Consider the following 14,438-nt stretch of genomic DNA (forward strand, 5'->3'; position numbering starts at 1 on the left):
AATGACCCGTCCCAAAGTTCTCATTTCCGACAAGATGGACCCCAACGCCGCGCGCATTTTCGAAGAGCGTGGCTGCGATGTCGACGTGATCACCGGCGAAACGCCAGAACAGCTGATCGCCCGCATCGGCGAGTATGACGGCCTTGCCATCCGCTCCTCGACCAAGGTCACCAAGGCGATCCTCGATGCCGCCACCAACCTCAAGGTCATCGGCCGCGCGGGCATCGGGGTCGACAACGTCGACATCCCCTATGCGAGCGGCAAGGGCGTGGTGGTGATGAACACCCCGTTCGGCAACTCGATCACCACCGCCGAACACGCCATCGCGCTGATGTTCGCGCTCGCGCGGCAGATCCCCGAAGCCAACGCCCAGACCCAGGCGGGCAAGTGGCCCAAGAGCGGGTTCATGGGGGTCGAACTCACCGCCAAGACCCTCGGCCTGATCGGCGCAGGGAACATCGGCTCGATCGTCGCCAGCCGGGCGCTCGGCCTCAAGATGAAGGTGATCGCCTATGATCCCTTCCTCACCGAAGAGCGCGCGATCGAACTCGGGATCGAGAAGGTCGATCTCGACACGCTGCTGAGCCGTGCCGACTTCGTCACGCTGCACACGCCGCTGACCGAGGAGACCCGCAACATCCTCAGCCGCGAGCGGCTCGAGAATGCCAAGAAGGGCATCCGCATCATCAACTGCGCCCGCGGCGGGCTGATCGACGAGGCGGCGCTGAAGGAGTGCCTCGAAAGCGGGCAGGTTGCCGGCGCCGCGCTCGACGTGTTCGAGACCGAGCCGCCGGCGGCCGATCACCCGCTGTTCGGCGCGCCCAACTTCATCTGCACCCCGCACCTCGGGGCCTCGACCACCGAAGCGCAGGTCAACGTCGCGCTGCAGGTGGCCGAGCAGATGGCCGACTACCTCGTCAATGGCGGCGTCACCAACGCGCTCAACGTCCCCTCGCTGAGCGCCGAGGAAGCCCCGAAGCTCAAGCCCTACATGGCGCTGGCCGAAAAGCTGGGCAGCCTCGTGGGCCAGCTCGCCCACGGCAACCTCACCCAGATCGGGATCGAGCGCGAGGGTGCAGCGGCCGAACTCAACGGCAAGCCGATCACCGCCGCCGTGCTCGCGGGCTTCATGCGCCGCTATTCGGACACGGTGAACATGGTCAACGCGCCGTTCCTCGCCAAGGAGCGCGGGCTGGCGGTCAGCGAAGTGCGCCACGAGCGCGAGGGCGCGTTCAGCACCCTCGTCCGCGTCACCGTGGAGACCGCACAGGGCCCCCGCTCGGTCGCGGGCACGCTGTTCGGCACCGAAGCGCCGCGTCTCGTCGAAATCTTCGGCATCGGCATCGAGGCCGAGCTGTCGGGCCACATGCTCTACATCGTCAACGACGACAAGCCGGGCTTCATCGGCCGCATCGGGACGCTGCTGGGCAGCCACGGGATCAACATCGGCACTTTCAACCTCGGCCGCCGCGAAGCGGGCGGGGAAGCGGTGCTGCTGCTGAGCCTCGACGAAGCCCTCACCCCCGCCGTGATCGCCGAGGCCGAGAAGGTCGAAGGCGTGAAGATGGTCAAGGCGCTGGCGTTTTGAGGTTGGCTTAGGCCCACCCCCGACCCCTCCCGCAAGCGGGAGGGGAGTCAACTGCGCGACCCAGTCCCCCTCCCGCTTGCGGGAGGGGTTAGGGGTGGGCCTCCCCAAGGCAAGCCCCTTCACCCCGCGCCCATACCCCGCTAAGCGCGTGGCGACATGACCAAACCCAACGACCTCCTGCCCGAAGGCCTCGAAGACCGGCTGCCGCTTGAAGCGGCGCGGATCACGGCGGCGATGCGCGCCTGTCTCGATGTGATGGACGCGCATGGCTATGACCGGGTGCGCCCGCCGCTGCTCGAGTTCGAGGCCGCGCTGGTGGGCCGCATGGCGGGCGTGACCGTGGGCGAGACAAGCGCGATGTTCCGCTTCGTCGACCCCGCATCCTTGCGCACCCTCGCGCTGCGCTCCGACATGACCCCGCAGGTCGGCCGCATCGCCTCCACCAGCCTCGCCAGCGCCCCGCGCCCGCTCCGGCTCGCCTATTGCGGCGATACCGTGGTGATCAAGGCGAGCCAGCTCGATCCCGCGCGCGAGCGCCTGCAGCTCGGCGCCGAGCTGATCGGCGCCGACAGTGTCGCAGCGGCGGGAGAGGTGGTGATGCTCGCAGTCGAGGCGATGAAGGCGGCGGGTCTGACCGGCATTTCGGTCGATTTCACGCTGCCCGACCTCGTCGATACGCTCGCGGCGAAGGCCTTCCCCCTCACGCCCGACCAGATCGAGGCGGTGCGGCGCGAGCTCGATACGAAGGACGCGGGCGGATTGAAGGCGGCAGGCGGCGCGGCCTATCTGCCGCTGCTCTACGCCACTGGCCCGCTGGAGAGCGCGCTCGCGGCGCTGCGCGCGGTCGATGCGGGCGGGGCGCTCAAGTCCCGGCTTGACGCGCTCGAGGCCATTGCCGCGGCGGTGGGCGATGCGGCGACGATCACCCTCGACCCGACCGAGCGCCACGGCTTCGAATACCAGTCGTGGTTCGGCTTCACGCTTTACGCCGAGGGCCTGCGCCGCGCGGCGGGACGGGGCGGCACCTACCGCATCGCCGGAAGCGACGAGGCCGCGACCGGCTTCACCCTCTACCTCGACCGGATCGCCGAAGTGGCCCCCCAGCCCGAGGCGGTGCGGATGGTCTACCTCCCCAAGGGCCACGACCGCGCGGCGGCCGCGCGCCTCAGGTTCGAGGGCTGGCGCACGCTGGCGCAACTGGCCGAGGGCGAGGACCCGGCGGCACTGGGCTGCGGCTATGTGCTAGAAGGCGACACCCCCGTGCTGCTCGAGGGCGGCGCATGAGCGGCCCGGCGCGTGCGATCACCCTGCCGGGCGATCCGCTCGCCGCCTACCACTTCTCGCCCGCGTGGCAGGTGGGCGAGCTGCTGTTCGTCTCCGGCCAGGCGAGCATCGGTGCGGACGGCAGCATCGTTGGTGAGGGCGATTTCGACGCGCAGCTCGAACAGACCTTCGCCAACCTCTCGCGCGTGCTGGAGGCGGGCGGGAGCAACCTGTCGAAGGTGGTGAAGGTCACGATCTACCTCACCGACATGGCGCACTTCCCCAAGATCGTCGAAGCGCGCGCGAAGTATTTCACCGCGCCCTATCCGGCGGACACGACGGTCGGGGTCACCACCCTCGCGCTCCCCGAACTGATGGTCGAGATCGAAGCTATCGCCCGGGTGTGAGGGGGCAGGTTGGCCTCGCTAGCTTTCTGATATTGCTGTGGTAGGACGAGCCATGCGGCGCGGCGCTCTCCTCCTTGCCCTGCTTCTGGCGGCCTGCTCCGGCGCGGATGAACGCGCCCCCGATGCGCCGCCCACCGAGGCGGTGGCTGAGGCACCGGCACCAACGCCCACGCCCGCCCCGAGCGCCACCCCTGTCGACTGCGGAGACCAGCGCAATGGCGGCTATGACAACGCTAAGGTGTGCTACTACGACCAGTGCAACAAGGGCGACGCCGAGGCTTGCCGGATGGCCGAGAGCTTCAACGGCAACCTCTTCCCCGATGGCGCCTCCAAGGGGCTGCGGCTCGAGGACATGGACTATCTCGACGCCCGCAAGGAGATCCTCGCGCTTGGCTGGCAGCCGCTGGAGGGTCCTTGCGAGGGCGTCTCGGACGAAGCCTGTGTCGACTTTCCCGAAATCGGCAATTGCAACTGTTGCGGGATATGCGACCTGAACTTCCGCCGCGGAGATCGGTGCCTCGTTGTCATAATCAGCGATGGCTGGCCCGATCGATCGATACCTGACAGCGCGCCGGTCGAAAGGGTGCGCTTCTCCAAGGCGCCGTGCTCGAAGGACCCGAACGAACGAGGACGATGATGGCGCATGGCCCTGCGGGCTGCGGCCCGCCCCTAGCCCCTCCCGACAGCTGGAGGGGGACAAGGTTACGCGGCTGAGCCGCGGGGTTTCACGCAGAGATCGCAGAGGAAAGGAGAGGCGCAGAGATGTTGCGCCTGTGGCGAAGCCGCAACCGTCCCCGGACGCTGCGACAAGCCGCACCGGAGCGAATCGTGGATGTGCCTTCGGCCCCTCCAACCGCTCCGCGTCTTTCCTCTCTTCTCTGCGTCTCCGCGAGAAACGACCCGCAGCGAAGCTGCGTGACCTTCTCCGCGCTCTCCTTTCCTCCGCGGTCTCTGCGTGAACCCCAGCGACGTCTGCAGCCAAGCCGCAGCACCGCACAGGGGCACCCACGCCCGCCGAGGGAAGGGCACAGGCCTCATCCCAGCACCTTCTTCAGCCACGCGTCCATCACCGGGGTCGCGGGGTAGTCCGGCTCGCCCAATTTGCGGTTGATCTCCATGTGGCCGCGCAGGCCCTCGCCGGGGAAGCCTGCGACCTCGGCCTGCGATCCGGCCTGCTTCAGCGCCTCGGCCAGCCGGGCGGACTGGGCGACGGCGTCGGGGCGCTGGACGTGGAGCAGCAGGAAGGCGGGCGCATTGGGCGCGCCAGCCTGCCAGATCGGGGAAAGCGCCTTCTGCCGCCCGGGCTCGGTCCCGAAGGCCTGCTTGTAGGTCTCGAGCATCATCGGCCCCGCGCCTTCGATCTGCGCCGCCACATCATAGGCCGCGCCGTCGTTGGGCATCACCCCGTCGATATCGGCGAAGGACAGGCCGACGCTCTTCAGATAGCGCTCGTCCGTCCCCACCAGCGCCACCAGATGCGCGCCCGCCGAGTGGCCCGTCAGCACCACGCGGCTCCGGTCGATCCCGAGGCTGTCGGCGCGCTCCAGCAGATAGGCGAGCGCGGCGGCGACATCGCTCGCCTGCTCCTCGACCGTGTTGCGGGGGACGAGGCGGTAGTCGACCGAGGCGAAGGCATAGCCCTGCGCCAGCATATGCGCGGGCATGGCGCGGCCCATCGCGTTGTTCTTGGAGCCGCGCTTCCACCCGCCGCCATGGACGAACAGCACGAGCGGGGCGTTCTTCGCCCCTTCGGGCACCCACAGGTCGAGCGCCTGGAGGCTGTCATTGCCATAGGCGAGCGTCTGCGTCGGCGCGAGCTGCTTGCCCGCCCCGCCATCGCGCCCGCCGCGGCGGCCCTCGAAGCGCGAGCGCAGCTCGCCGCGGCATTCCTCGGACAGCTGGCTCGCCTTTTCGGCAAGGCAGGAGCGCATCTGCGCGCGGTCGGTGCCGCACAGCTTCACGATCTCGGCGCGGCACGATTGCGGCAGGCGATCGCCCCCCCCAAATCCTCCTCTGGCGCGCTGCTGGGCGAGGATCGGGCTCGCCAGCACGGCCAGCGCTCCGGCGGCGAGAAGGGCTTTGGCGGCGGTATTCATGGCAGGGGTGCTCCGTCAGGCATTGTCCGTCCCCCAACGCAGGCACGCGCAAAACCCTTCGCGGCTTGCTTCACCGGCCCCGAACGCCTAGGCCCCCGCGCGGATTTCCCGCCAGCCGGATAAGGATAGCAATGGCCAACGTCACCGTGATCGGCGCCCAGTGGGGCGATGAGGGCAAGGGCAAGATCGTCGACTGGCTGGCGAGCCGCGCCGATGCCGTCGTGCGCTTCCAGGGCGGCCACAATGCCGGCCACACGCTGGTGATCGATGGCAAGACCTACAAGCTCTCGCTGCTGCCTTCCGGCATCGTTTCGGGCACGCTCTCGGTGATCGGCAACGGCGTGGTGCTCGACCCGTGGGCGCTGCGCGACGAGGTCGCCAAGGTCGAAGGGCAGGGGGTCTCGATCACCGACGACAACCTTGCCATCGCCGACAATTGCCCGCTGATCCTGCCGCTTCACCGCGATCTTGACGGCTTGCGCGAGACGGCGGCGGGCAAGGGCAAGATCGGCACCACCGGGCGAGGGATCGGCCCGGCTTACGAGGACAAGGTCGGCCGCCGCGCGATCCGGGTGTGCGACCTCGCGCATCTCGACACCCTTGAACCGCAGCTCGACCGCCTCTGCGCCCACCACGATGCCCTGCGCGCCGGCTTCGGCCAGCCCCCGGTCGACCGCGCCGCGCTGCTCGAAGAACTGCGCGAGATCGCGCCTTTCGTGCTGCGCTTCGCCCAGCCGGTGTGGAAGCGCCTCAAGAAGGTCCGCCGCGCGGGCGCCAAGATCCTGTTCGAAGGCGCGCAGGGCGTGCTGCTCGATGTCGATCACGGCACCTATCCCTTCGTCACCTCGTCGAACACCGTCAGCGGCACGGCGGCGTCGGGCTCGGGCCTCGGCCCCAATTCGACCGGCTTCGTGCTGGGGATCGTCAAGGCCTACACCACCCGCGTGGGCAGCGGTCCCTTCCCGACGGAACTGGAAGACGAGATCGGCCAGCGTCTCGGCGAGCGGGGGCATGAATTCGGCACCGTCACCGGCCGCAAGCGGCGCGTGGGCTGGTTCGACGCGGTGCTGGTGCGCCAGTCCTGCGCGATCAGCGGCGTGACCGGCATCGCGCTCACCAAGATCGACGTGCTCGACGGGCTGGAGAAGGTCGCGATCTGCACCGGCTATCGGCTGCGCGGGAAGGTCTACGACTACCTCCCCAGCCACGCCGCCGATCAGGCCCAGTGCGAGCCGATCTACGAGGAAATGCCCGGCTGGAGCGAGAGCACGGCAGGCGCGCGGTCCTATGCTGATCTCCCCGCCAACGCGATCAAGTATATCCAGCGCATCCAGGAGCTGATCGAATGCCCCGTGGCGCTGGTGTCCACCTCGCCCGAGCGTGACGACACGATCCTGATGCGCGATCCGTTCGTCGATTGAAGAAGGTTACGGGGCTGCGCCGCGGGTTTCACGCAGAGACCGCAGAGGAAAAAGAGGCGCAGAGATGTCGCGCCCGCGGCGCAGCCGCATTCCTTCTCCGACATGGCGACAAGCCGCACCGGGGTAAATCATTGAAGTGCCTTCGGCAGGCAAAACACCTCCGCGCCTCCCCTTTCTTCTCTGCGCCTCTGCGAGAAACCCCCGCGGCATAGCCGCGTAACCTTCCGCCGGGCCGTTATTGCAGGCCCGAACATCGCACCATAGAATGGCCGTCATGAAGCGCGCCGCTCTCCTCCCCCTGCTGCTCCTCGCCGCCTGCGCCGCACCGCCCGCGGATGAAGCGCAGGGTCCCTCGTCGCAGACGCCGCTGGCGCGCGAGGCGGCGCGGATTATTCCCGAGCAGCGCTTCACCACCGTCGATTATCTCATCGTCGACAAGTCCGAGCGGCTGATGGTCGCCTATGCGGGCGGCCAGCCGGTCAAGGCGTGGCGCGGCCTCCAGTTCGGCGACGCGCCGAAGGGCCACAAGCAGTTCGAGGGCGACGAGCGCACGCCCGAGGGCACCTACACGATCGAGGGCCGCAACCCCGGCAGCGCCTATCACCTCAGCCTCAAGGTCTCCTACCCCAACGCGGCCGACCGCGCTTTCGCGCGCGCGCGGGGGCGCTCGCCCGGGGGCGATATCTTCCTCCACGGCCAGCCCAATTCGCTCCCTTTCGGACGCATGCCGGGCGACTGGACCGACGGCTGCATCGCCTTTTCCAACGACGAGATCGAGGAGCTGTGGCGCATCGTCCCCGACGGCACGGCGATCGAGATCAGACCGTAATCCTCCCCTACAGGGGAGGGGGACCACCGCAGGTGGTGGAGGGGCAGGAGAGGCTTTCCGCAGGGCCGATCCTACAGAGATTACGCGGATTTACTTGACCTGATCGCGTTTTGTTCCATAATCGTTCCAACATTGTTGGAGTCGATTCGATGCTGACCCACACCTCTCCCGCCGACGATTTTTCCTATGGCTGCGCTGACGATGGCGCCGGATTGCCCGCGCGCGTCGCGATCTTTGCCGAGGATGAACGCCTGCGCCGCCAGATCGGCGCGGACCTTGGCGGAGCGGGGTTCCGCTCGATCGACGGTGGCAATCTGCGCTCGCTGCTCGAAGGGCCGATTGCCCTGCTCGGCGATGTGGTGGTGGTCGATTGCCCGGTCAGCGGTGCGCGCGGGATCGATGCGATGATCCTCGCAGGCCTCGCGCGGCTCGATATGCGCGTGGCGCGCTCGGGCGCGAAGCTGATCGTGGCGACCAATCTTGCGGGCCTCGATGATGTCTTCGCCGTGCTCGACCAGTCGAACCCCCAGATTCTCGTCAGCCCCAGCCGTGCCGAACGCGTGATCGCGGTCGGCCGCGTGATGGGGGAGGCGGGGGCGGCGCGCCTGCGCGAAATGGGCGAGGAAGACCGCGTGGCGCTGCTGCGCCTCTCGCAGCAGGTCGAGGCGATTGCCCATTCGCTTGACCGGCTGAGCCATGCGCCGGCCGGCGGCTCGCCCGTGCTCGGCGAGTTCAAGCGGGATTATCACGCGCCCGAAGGCGGGCTGGTGGCGGGCTTCGGTGCCGCAGCCCCGCGCCCGCAGGAAGGGGCAGCGCTGCCCGATCCGCAGGTGGTGCGCCAGATCATCGCCAACCGTCAGGCGCGCAACCGCTTCTTCGATCCGGCGCTGTTCGGCGATCCGGCGTGGGACATGTTGCTCGATCTGACCGCCGCCCATGGCGAAGGCGTGCAGGTCTCGGTGACCTCGCTGTGCATCGCGGCGGGCGTTCCGGCGACCACGGCGCTGCGCTGGCTGACGCAGATGGTCGAGAGCGGGATCTTCGTGCGGGTGCCCGATCCCGCCGACCGCCGCCGCGCCTTCATCGCGCTGAGCGAGAAGGCGCTGGCCGCCATGTCGGGCTATTTCGCGAGCCTGCGCCAGCCGGTGCTGCAAGCGGCCTGACCGGGGCCGGAGCCGGGCGCTCCGCCGCCGGACAGGAACTCAGTCCGGCTGCCAGTGAAGCACGACCGTCAGTCCCGGCCGGGTCCCGCCCGTTTGGGTGGCCTCGGCAGCACCCGTTTGCAGCCCGGTGCCAGACCCCGCCTTGCCCGGTTCAGACCCCGTCTCGCCCCCCTCCAGACCCCCGCCAGACCCCTGCTTGCCCCCCGCTTGTGCCCCCTGTTCCACGTGAAACACGCGCCGCGCGGCATCGGCGCGGGCGCGGGCAAGGATCGCGGGCGGAACGTCGCCATAGACCAGCAGCACATCGGCCTCGCCCAGCAGCCGTGCCTGACGCAGGGTCAGGTCTTCGGGATCGGGACTGGTGACGAGGATCAGCTCGGTCTGGGCCGAAAGAGTGGAAATGCCGCTCTCGGCCCAGGCGGCAACCCGCTGAAAAGATTGCGGATCAAGCGGATCAAGGGGGCCGCCCTCGCGCAGGGCCTCGTCCACCGCCCGCCGCCGCGCCGCCCCCTCGGGATAGCGCTGCCGCAGCAAAGGCCGCGCCGCCTCGAGCGCCCGCGCCAGCGCGCCGAGCGTATCGGGCAGCACCCGCTCGAGCCTTAGCCGCACATGCTTGGCCAGCCCCGCCGAAGCCCCGCCCGTGCCGATCGCCACCAGCAGCGGATCGCGATCGAGGATCGAAGGTGTTGTAAAATCGCACAATTCCGGGCGGTCGACGACGTTCACCAGCATCCCCGCACAGCGCGCATTGATCGCCGCGACCTCGCAAGCCTGAGCGTCCTCGAAGGCGATGAAAGCAAGCCGCACGCCTTCATCGACCGCGCGGGCGAAATCCTCGACGATGACGCCCCCCGCACGCTCGACCAGCCGCCGCTTGGGCTCAGCCGCCGGGCCTTCGCCGAGGACAAGCACCTGTTTTCCCGCGATCTGGTGGAACAGCGGCAGGCTGGCGATACGGCTCATAGGGGGGTCAGAGCAGCCATTCCGGCACGCGCTCGGCATCCATGATCGCGCCTGCCTCGATCCGGTCGGCGACCACGGCGAACTTGTCCCCGTCCACCAGCACCTCGGCCACGAAGCCGCGCGAATTGTAGGACGAGGCCATCGTCGCGCCGTAAGCCCCCGCGGTTCGGAACACGGCGAGATCGCCCGCTTCCAACGCGTCGCAGTCGCGGCCCATCGCGAAGGTATCGCCCGTCTCGCAGATCGGGCCGACGATATTGGCGGTCATCTGTCCGCCCTTGGGCGCGACCGCCTCGAAGTGGTGATAGGCCCCGTAGAGCGCGGGTCGCGCCAGATCGTTCATCGCCGCATCGACGATCACGAAGGGGTCCTTGATCCCGCGCTTGACCCGCACTACGCGGGTCAGCAGCACCCCGGCATTGCCCGCAATCACACGGCCCGGCTCGAAGATCAGCTTGACCCCCCAGTCCTTCGTCACCCGCTCGACCATCGCGCCATATTCGGCCGGCGCAGGGAGCACCTCGCCCACGCGGTAGGGCACGCCGAGCCCGCCGCCGAGGTCGACATGGGTCACCTCGTGTCCCGCGCCGCGCAGCGCCTGCACCAGCGCGCCGAGCTTCTCGAAGGCAGCCTCCAAAGGCGCGAGATCGGCGAGCTGGCTGCCGATATGCACCGCCACGCCGCGCAAATTCACCCCCGGCAGCCCAGCGAGCTTGCCGAAGATCTGCCCCGCCTCGCTGATCGGCACGCCGAACTTGTTGTCGGCCTTGCCGGTCGAGATCTTGTCGTGGGTGCCCGCATCGACATCGGGATTGATGCGCAAGGTGCACTGCGCGGTCATCCCCCGCGCGGCGGCGATGGCGGCAAGCTCGACGCCCTCCTCCTCGCTCTCGATATTGAACTGGCCGATCCCCGCTTCCAGCGCGGCGACCATCTCGGCTGCGGTCTTGCCCACGCCCGAGAAGACGATCATCTCCGGCGCGATCCCCGCCGCGAGCGCGCGGCGCATCTCGCCGACCGAGACCACGTCCGCGCCCATTCCTTGCGCGCCAAGCACCTTCAGGACGGCGAGGTTGGGGTTCGATTTCACCGCGAAGGCGATCAGCTTGTCGGGGACGCCCGCAAGGCCATCGCGGAACACCCGCGCGTGGCGTTCGAGCGTGGCGCGCGAATAGACATAGACGGGGGTGCCGACCGCCTCGGCGATCACCGGCAGCGGAACGTCCTCGGCGTGCATCACGCCGTCACGGTAGGTAAAGTGGTCCATCGGGGCTCGTCAGTCTTCGGGGGGCAGATCGAAGGGATCGTCCTGGCGTTCCTCCGAGCGGCGACGCAGTTCGACGCTGCGCTCGGGCGCGGCCAGCGCCTCGCGCCGCAAGAGCTCCTCGGCCGACGGCGTGGTCGCCGCGCCATAGGGGGCGTCGGGCGCCTTGGCACCTTCGGGCGGGGTCAGGGGCGAGACGGTGCCGCAGCCGGCGAGCGCCAGCGCAAGGCCCGTGATGGCGACGATCCGCATCATTCCTCCATTCCCAGCGCCGCGCGCGCTGCGGCCACCTGCTGCGCTACCCGCTCCGGCGCGGTTCCGCCATAGGACGCACGCGCCGCGACCGAGGCATCGACCGAGAGCGCAGCATAGACGCTTTCGTCGATCCGCGCATCGATCGCCTTGAGGTCTTCGAGCGGGAGCTGGTCGAGCGCAACGCCGCGGCTTTCGGCGAGCTTCACTGCGGCGCCGGTGATGTGGTGCGCCTCGCGGAAGGGGATGCCGCGCGCGCGCACCAGCCAGTCGGCCAGGTCGGTCGCGGTGGCATAGCCGAGTTCGGCGGCGGCGCGCATCCGGGCGGTGTTGAAGGTCGCGCCCGCGATCATGCCCGTCATCGCGGCGATGCTGAGCGCCATCAGGCCTGCCGCCTCGAACACCGGCGGCTTGTCGTCCTGCATGTCCTTGGAATAGGCCAGCGGGAGCCCCTTCATGGTGATCATCAGGCTGGTAAGCGCTCCGATCACCCGCCCGCTATGGCCGCGCACCAGTTCGGCAGCGTCGGGATTCTTCTTCTGCGGCATGATCGAGCTGCCGGTCGACAGACTGTCGGGCAGGCGGATGAAGCCGAAGGGCTGGCTCGCCCAGAGGATCAGCTCTTCCGCGAGGCGCGAGAGGTGGAGCGCGGTGGCCGAGCAGGACCACAGGAAATCGAGCGCGAAGTCGCGGTCGGACACGGCGTCCAATGAGTTGGCGGTCGGGCGGTCGAAGCCGAGCGCGTGCGCGGTCGCCTCGCGGTCGATGGGGAAGCCCGTGCCCGCCAGCGCCGCCGAGCCGAGCGGGCACTCGTTCATGCGGCCCCGCGCATCGGCGATCCGCGCGCGGTCGCGCCGGAACATCTCGTAATAGGCCATCAGGTGGTGGCCGAGGGTCACAGGCTGCGCGGTCTGAAGGTGGGTGAAGCCGGGCATGATACTCGCAGCGTGCTCGCCCGCGCGGGTGACGAGTGCGCGCTGCAAGGCGGCCAGCCCCTCGTCCATCTGGCCAAAGGCGTCGCGCACCCACAGGCGGAAATCGGTCGCGACCTGATCGTTGCGGCTGCGCGCGGTGTGGAGCCGCCCTGCGACCGGCCCGATCAGCTCGGCAAGCCGGGCTTCGGTGGTCATGTGGATGTCTTCGCGGTCCCAGTCCTCGGGCACGCCGCCCGCCTCATATTCGGCAGCGACCGTATCGAGCCCGGCGGCGATGGTGACGGCGTCCTCCGCCGGGATGATCCCCTGCGCGCCGAGCATCGCGACATGGGCCTTGCTCGCGGTGATGTCCTGCCGCCACAGCGCCTTGTCGAAGGGGATCGAGGCGTTGATTTCGCGCATGATGGCGCTAGGGCCATCGGCGAAGCGGCCGCCCCACATGGCGTTGGTCGCCGCACCCTGATCGGAGCCCGTCATGTCCCGCTCGTCGCTCATTCTCGCGTGTTCGCTCCTGCTGCTGGCGGGATGCGATAGGGCCGCCGAAGCGCCAGCGCAACCGGCTGAGGGCGCGCAGGAAGCAAAGGCGGCGGCGGGGCTGGTGGAGCGCCGCTTCGCGGGCACGCCGATCCCGGCGATCACCGTCACCGATGCGGCGGGGCGCAAGCTCGATCTGGGCGCGCAGGACGGTCCGGTGCTGCTCAACCTGTGGGCGACGTGGTGCCCGCCTTGCGTCAAGGAAATGCCGCAGCTCGATGCGCTTGCAGGCATGCTCGAGGGCGAGGTGCGGGTCGTCACCGTCAGCCAGGATATCCGTGGGGCCGAGCTGGTCACGCCGTTCTTCGCCAAGGGCAAGTTCCAGCATCTCGAACCCTGGCTCGATACCGGAACGCAGCTTTCGGCGCAGTTCACCCCCGATGGCATCTTGCCGCTGACGATCCTGTTCGATGCGAGCGGCAAGGAAGTGCTGCGGGTGCCGGGCGGCTATGACTGGGGCTCGCCCGAGGCCGCCGCGATGGTCAGGGACGCGCTCAAGCCCGCATAATCGGGCAGGGCAAGGCCGAGCGGGGCGAGCGGGAAGCCGAAGAGCCCGCTCATCAGCTGCGCCTGAATGCCGCGCGCGGGCCAGTGGCGCGAAAGCGGGGCGAGCAAGCGGTCGCGGATCGCCGGAAGATAGCGCGATTCCGACTGGTAGAGCGGGGTGAAGAGCTTCGTCACCCATTGATACAGCCACACATGATCGCTGCGCCATCCGGCCGCGAGCCGCAGCTTTTCCGCCAGCGTACGCCCCTCGGCGAGCCCGCGGGCAAGGCTCCACGCATCGAGCAGCGCCATGTTCGCGCCTTGCCCGAGCTGCGGGCTGGCCGAATGCCATGCGTCGCCGATGGCGATCATCCGCTCGCCCACGGGAGCCGGGTGGCTGCGATGGGCATAGCGCGCGAAGGTCAGTTGCTCGCGGCGCTCGATCCGGGCGAGCAGACCCTCGAGCGCGGGCCACAGGCGCAGGACTTCGGCCTTCCATTCATCGAGCGGGGTCGCTTCCCACGCGGCGTAATCCTCCGCCTTCAGCGACCAGAAGAAGGCAACCTCCGGCCCCGCACCACCGCTACGCATGCCGATAGGCAGGACGCCCGCCATCTGGCTTGCGCGGCGATAGCGCTGTTCGAGGAGGTTCCCCGCGAAGGGATCGCCCGGCGCCAGCGGCAGGCTCGCCCACAGCGCGCCGAAGGGGAGGATGTTCTTCGGCGAAGGGTCGAAGCGGGTGCGCCACCCGCTCGCATCGACCACCAGATCGAAAGGCGCGCTGGCCTCGCGGCCCTCGAACAGCAGGCGGCGGCCGCCCGCGCCGCAGGTGCTTCCCGTGACCGCATGGCCGGCGTGGATGGCGATGCGCGGTTCGGCGAGGGCGGCTTCATGCAGAACATCGAACAGGCTCGCACGGTGGATGCCGAGGCCGAAGGCGTGGGGCACCCCGAGCGCCGCATAGGGCGCATCGAGGACGGTCTTGCCGTGTTCCTCGATCCCCTGAAGCGCGTCGATCCGCGCCCCGCGCGCCACCACCTCGGCGGCGAGCCCGAGCTCGGCGAGCACCGCCAGCCCGCTCGGCTGGATCATCAGCCCCGAACCGACGGGGCCGGGCGAGACGAACTGGTCGAAGACCGAAACCGCATGGCCCTGCCGCGCCAGCAGCAGTGCGGCGGCAAGGCCCGCAGGCCCGCAGCCGATGATGGCAATCCCGAGCGGCTCCATGCCCATGCCC

The 14,438-nt window shown here is 69.1% G+C and carries 14 protein-coding genes; 8 read left to right on the forward strand and 6 right to left on the reverse strand.

What is annotated here, in order from left to right; genetic code table 11:
* The first annotated feature begins 1 nt into the window (after window position 1).
* From serA to BZF57_RS02305, 4 genes are all read left to right on the forward strand, one after another.
* Window positions 2-1,588, forward strand: a complete 1,587-nt coding sequence (serA, locus tag BZF57_RS02290; protein ID WP_086734170.1) for a phosphoglycerate dehydrogenase — start codon at window positions 2-4, stop codon at window positions 1,586-1,588.
* A 156-nt stretch (window positions 1,589-1,744) separates the two neighbouring features.
* The gene (locus tag BZF57_RS02295; protein ID WP_086734172.1) at window positions 1,745-2,872 is read left to right on the forward strand and encodes an ATP phosphoribosyltransferase regulatory subunit; all 1,128 of its coding nucleotides are present in this window, start codon (window positions 1,745-1,747) and stop codon (window positions 2,870-2,872) included.
* The gene (locus BZF57_RS02300) at window positions 2,869-3,258 is read left to right on the forward strand and encodes a RidA family protein (RefSeq protein WP_086734174.1); all 390 of its coding nucleotides are present in this window, start codon (window positions 2,869-2,871) and stop codon (window positions 3,256-3,258) included. Before BZF57_RS02295 ends, BZF57_RS02300 begins: the two co-directional genes overlap by 4 nt.
* Before the next feature lie 52 nt (window positions 3,259-3,310).
* Window positions 3,311-3,895, forward strand: coding sequence for a hypothetical protein (locus BZF57_RS02305; RefSeq protein WP_086734176.1), 585 nt, complete (start codon window positions 3,311-3,313; stop codon window positions 3,893-3,895).
* Window positions 3,896-4,292: 397 nt separating this feature from the next.
* On the opposite strand, the gene BZF57_RS02310 is transcribed toward BZF57_RS02305, so the two are convergent.
* Window positions 4,293-5,354 (reverse strand): alpha/beta hydrolase, encoded by a 1,062-nt coding sequence (locus BZF57_RS02310; protein ID WP_086734179.1) that lies wholly within the window; start codon window positions 5,352-5,354, stop codon window positions 4,293-4,295.
* A 131-nt stretch (window positions 5,355-5,485) separates the two neighbouring features.
* Between BZF57_RS02310 and BZF57_RS02315 the strand changes: the two genes are divergently transcribed.
* The 3 genes from BZF57_RS02315 (at window position 5,486) to BZF57_RS02325 (ending at window position 8,767) form a co-directional block, all read left to right on the forward strand.
* The gene (locus BZF57_RS02315) at window positions 5,486-6,775 is read left to right on the forward strand and encodes an adenylosuccinate synthase (protein ID WP_086734181.1); all 1,290 of its coding nucleotides are present in this window, start codon (window positions 5,486-5,488) and stop codon (window positions 6,773-6,775) included.
* Window positions 6,776-7,049: 274 nt separating this feature from the next.
* A complete protein-coding gene (locus tag BZF57_RS02320) occupies window positions 7,050-7,604 on the forward strand; it encodes a L,D-transpeptidase family protein (protein WP_086734184.1) in 555 nt (184 codons plus the stop codon).
* A 149-nt stretch (window positions 7,605-7,753) separates the two neighbouring features.
* Entirely contained in the window at window positions 7,754-8,767 is a 1,014-nt protein-coding gene (locus tag BZF57_RS02325) for a helix-turn-helix domain-containing protein (RefSeq protein WP_086734186.1), read from the forward strand.
* Between the two features lie 39 nt (window positions 8,768-8,806).
* Here the strand turns inward: BZF57_RS02325 and BZF57_RS02330 are convergent, their stop codons facing one another.
* Genes BZF57_RS02330 through argH form a run of 4 tightly spaced genes read right to left on the reverse strand, consistent with a single transcriptional unit; the run spans window position 8,807 to window position 12,622 of the window.
* Window positions 8,807-9,730 (reverse strand): precorrin-2 dehydrogenase/sirohydrochlorin ferrochelatase family protein, encoded by a 924-nt coding sequence (locus BZF57_RS02330; RefSeq protein WP_086734188.1) that lies wholly within the window; start codon window positions 9,728-9,730, stop codon window positions 8,807-8,809.
* 7 nt (window positions 9,731-9,737) lie between these two features.
* Entirely contained in the window at window positions 9,738-10,997 is a 1,260-nt protein-coding gene (lysA, locus tag BZF57_RS02335; protein ID WP_086734191.1) for a diaminopimelate decarboxylase, read from the reverse strand.
* A gap of 9 nt (window positions 10,998-11,006) precedes the next feature.
* On the reverse strand, window positions 11,007-11,246 hold the full coding sequence (locus BZF57_RS02340; protein WP_086734612.1) for a hypothetical protein: 240 nt from the start codon (window positions 11,244-11,246) through the stop codon (window positions 11,007-11,009).
* Window positions 11,246-12,622 carry an argininosuccinate lyase gene (argH, locus tag BZF57_RS02345; protein ID WP_086734618.1) on the reverse strand — a complete coding sequence of 459 codons (1,377 nt, stop codon included), beginning with the start codon at window positions 12,620-12,622 and terminating at the stop codon, window positions 11,246-11,248. Before argH ends, BZF57_RS02340 begins: the two co-directional genes overlap by 1 nt.
* Window positions 12,623-12,656: 34 nt before the next feature.
* On the opposite strand from argH, the gene BZF57_RS02350 reads away from it, so the two are divergent.
* Window positions 12,657-13,223 carry a TlpA family protein disulfide reductase gene (locus tag BZF57_RS02350; protein ID WP_169712916.1) on the forward strand — a complete coding sequence of 189 codons (567 nt, stop codon included), beginning with the start codon at window positions 12,657-12,659 and terminating at the stop codon, window positions 13,221-13,223.
* Here the strand turns inward: BZF57_RS02350 and BZF57_RS02355 are convergent.
* Window positions 13,163-14,428, reverse strand: coding sequence for an FAD-dependent oxidoreductase (locus tag BZF57_RS02355; RefSeq protein WP_086734193.1), 1,266 nt, complete (start codon window positions 14,426-14,428; stop codon window positions 13,163-13,165). The genes BZF57_RS02350 and BZF57_RS02355 overlap by 61 nt on opposite strands.
* Between the last annotated feature and the right edge of the window lie 10 nt (window positions 14,429-14,438).

It is taken from the genome of Erythrobacter colymbi (genome assembly GCF_002155685.1).
Taxonomy (GTDB): Bacteria; Pseudomonadota; Alphaproteobacteria; order Sphingomonadales; family Sphingomonadaceae; genus Erythrobacter; species Erythrobacter colymbi.

Bases quoted from the DNA above. Each gene is read 5' to 3' on its own strand.
- serA (WP_086734170.1), top strand. From the start codon at position 2: ATGACCCGTCCCAAAGTTCTCATTTCCGACAAGATGGACCCCAACGCC.
- BZF57_RS02295 (WP_086734172.1), top strand. From the start codon at position 1,745: ATGACCAAACCCAACGACCTCCTGCCCGAAGGCCTCGAAGACCGGCTG.
- BZF57_RS02300 (WP_086734174.1), top strand. From the start codon at position 2,869: ATGAGCGGCCCGGCGCGTGCGATCACCCTGCCGGGCGATCCGCTCGCC.
- BZF57_RS02305 (WP_086734176.1), top strand. From the start codon at position 3,311: ATGCGGCGCGGCGCTCTCCTCCTTGCCCTGCTTCTGGCGGCCTGCTCC.
- BZF57_RS02310 (WP_086734179.1), bottom strand. From the start codon at position 5,354: ATGAATACCGCCGCCAAAGCCCTTCTCGCCGCCGGAGCGCTGGCCGTG.
- BZF57_RS02315 (WP_086734181.1), top strand. From the start codon at position 5,486: ATGGCCAACGTCACCGTGATCGGCGCCCAGTGGGGCGATGAGGGCAAG.
- BZF57_RS02320 (WP_086734184.1), top strand. From the start codon at position 7,050: ATGAAGCGCGCCGCTCTCCTCCCCCTGCTGCTCCTCGCCGCCTGCGCC.
- BZF57_RS02325 (WP_086734186.1), top strand. From the start codon at position 7,754: ATGCTGACCCACACCTCTCCCGCCGACGATTTTTCCTATGGCTGCGCT.
- BZF57_RS02330 (WP_086734188.1), bottom strand. From the start codon at position 9,730: ATGAGCCGTATCGCCAGCCTGCCGCTGTTCCACCAGATCGCGGGAAAA.
- lysA (WP_086734191.1), bottom strand. From the start codon at position 10,997: ATGGACCACTTTACCTACCGTGACGGCGTGATGCACGCCGAGGACGTT.
- BZF57_RS02340 (WP_086734612.1), bottom strand. From the start codon at position 11,246: ATGCGGATCGTCGCCATCACGGGCCTTGCGCTGGCGCTCGCCGGCTGC.
- argH (WP_086734618.1), bottom strand. From the start codon at position 12,622: ATGTGGGGCGGCCGCTTCGCCGATGGCCCTAGCGCCATCATGCGCGAA.
- BZF57_RS02350 (WP_169712916.1), top strand. From the start codon at position 12,657: ATGTCCCGCTCGTCGCTCATTCTCGCGTGTTCGCTCCTGCTGCTGGCG.
- BZF57_RS02355 (WP_086734193.1), bottom strand. From the start codon at position 14,428: ATGGAGCCGCTCGGGATTGCCATCATCGGCTGCGGGCCTGCGGGCCTT.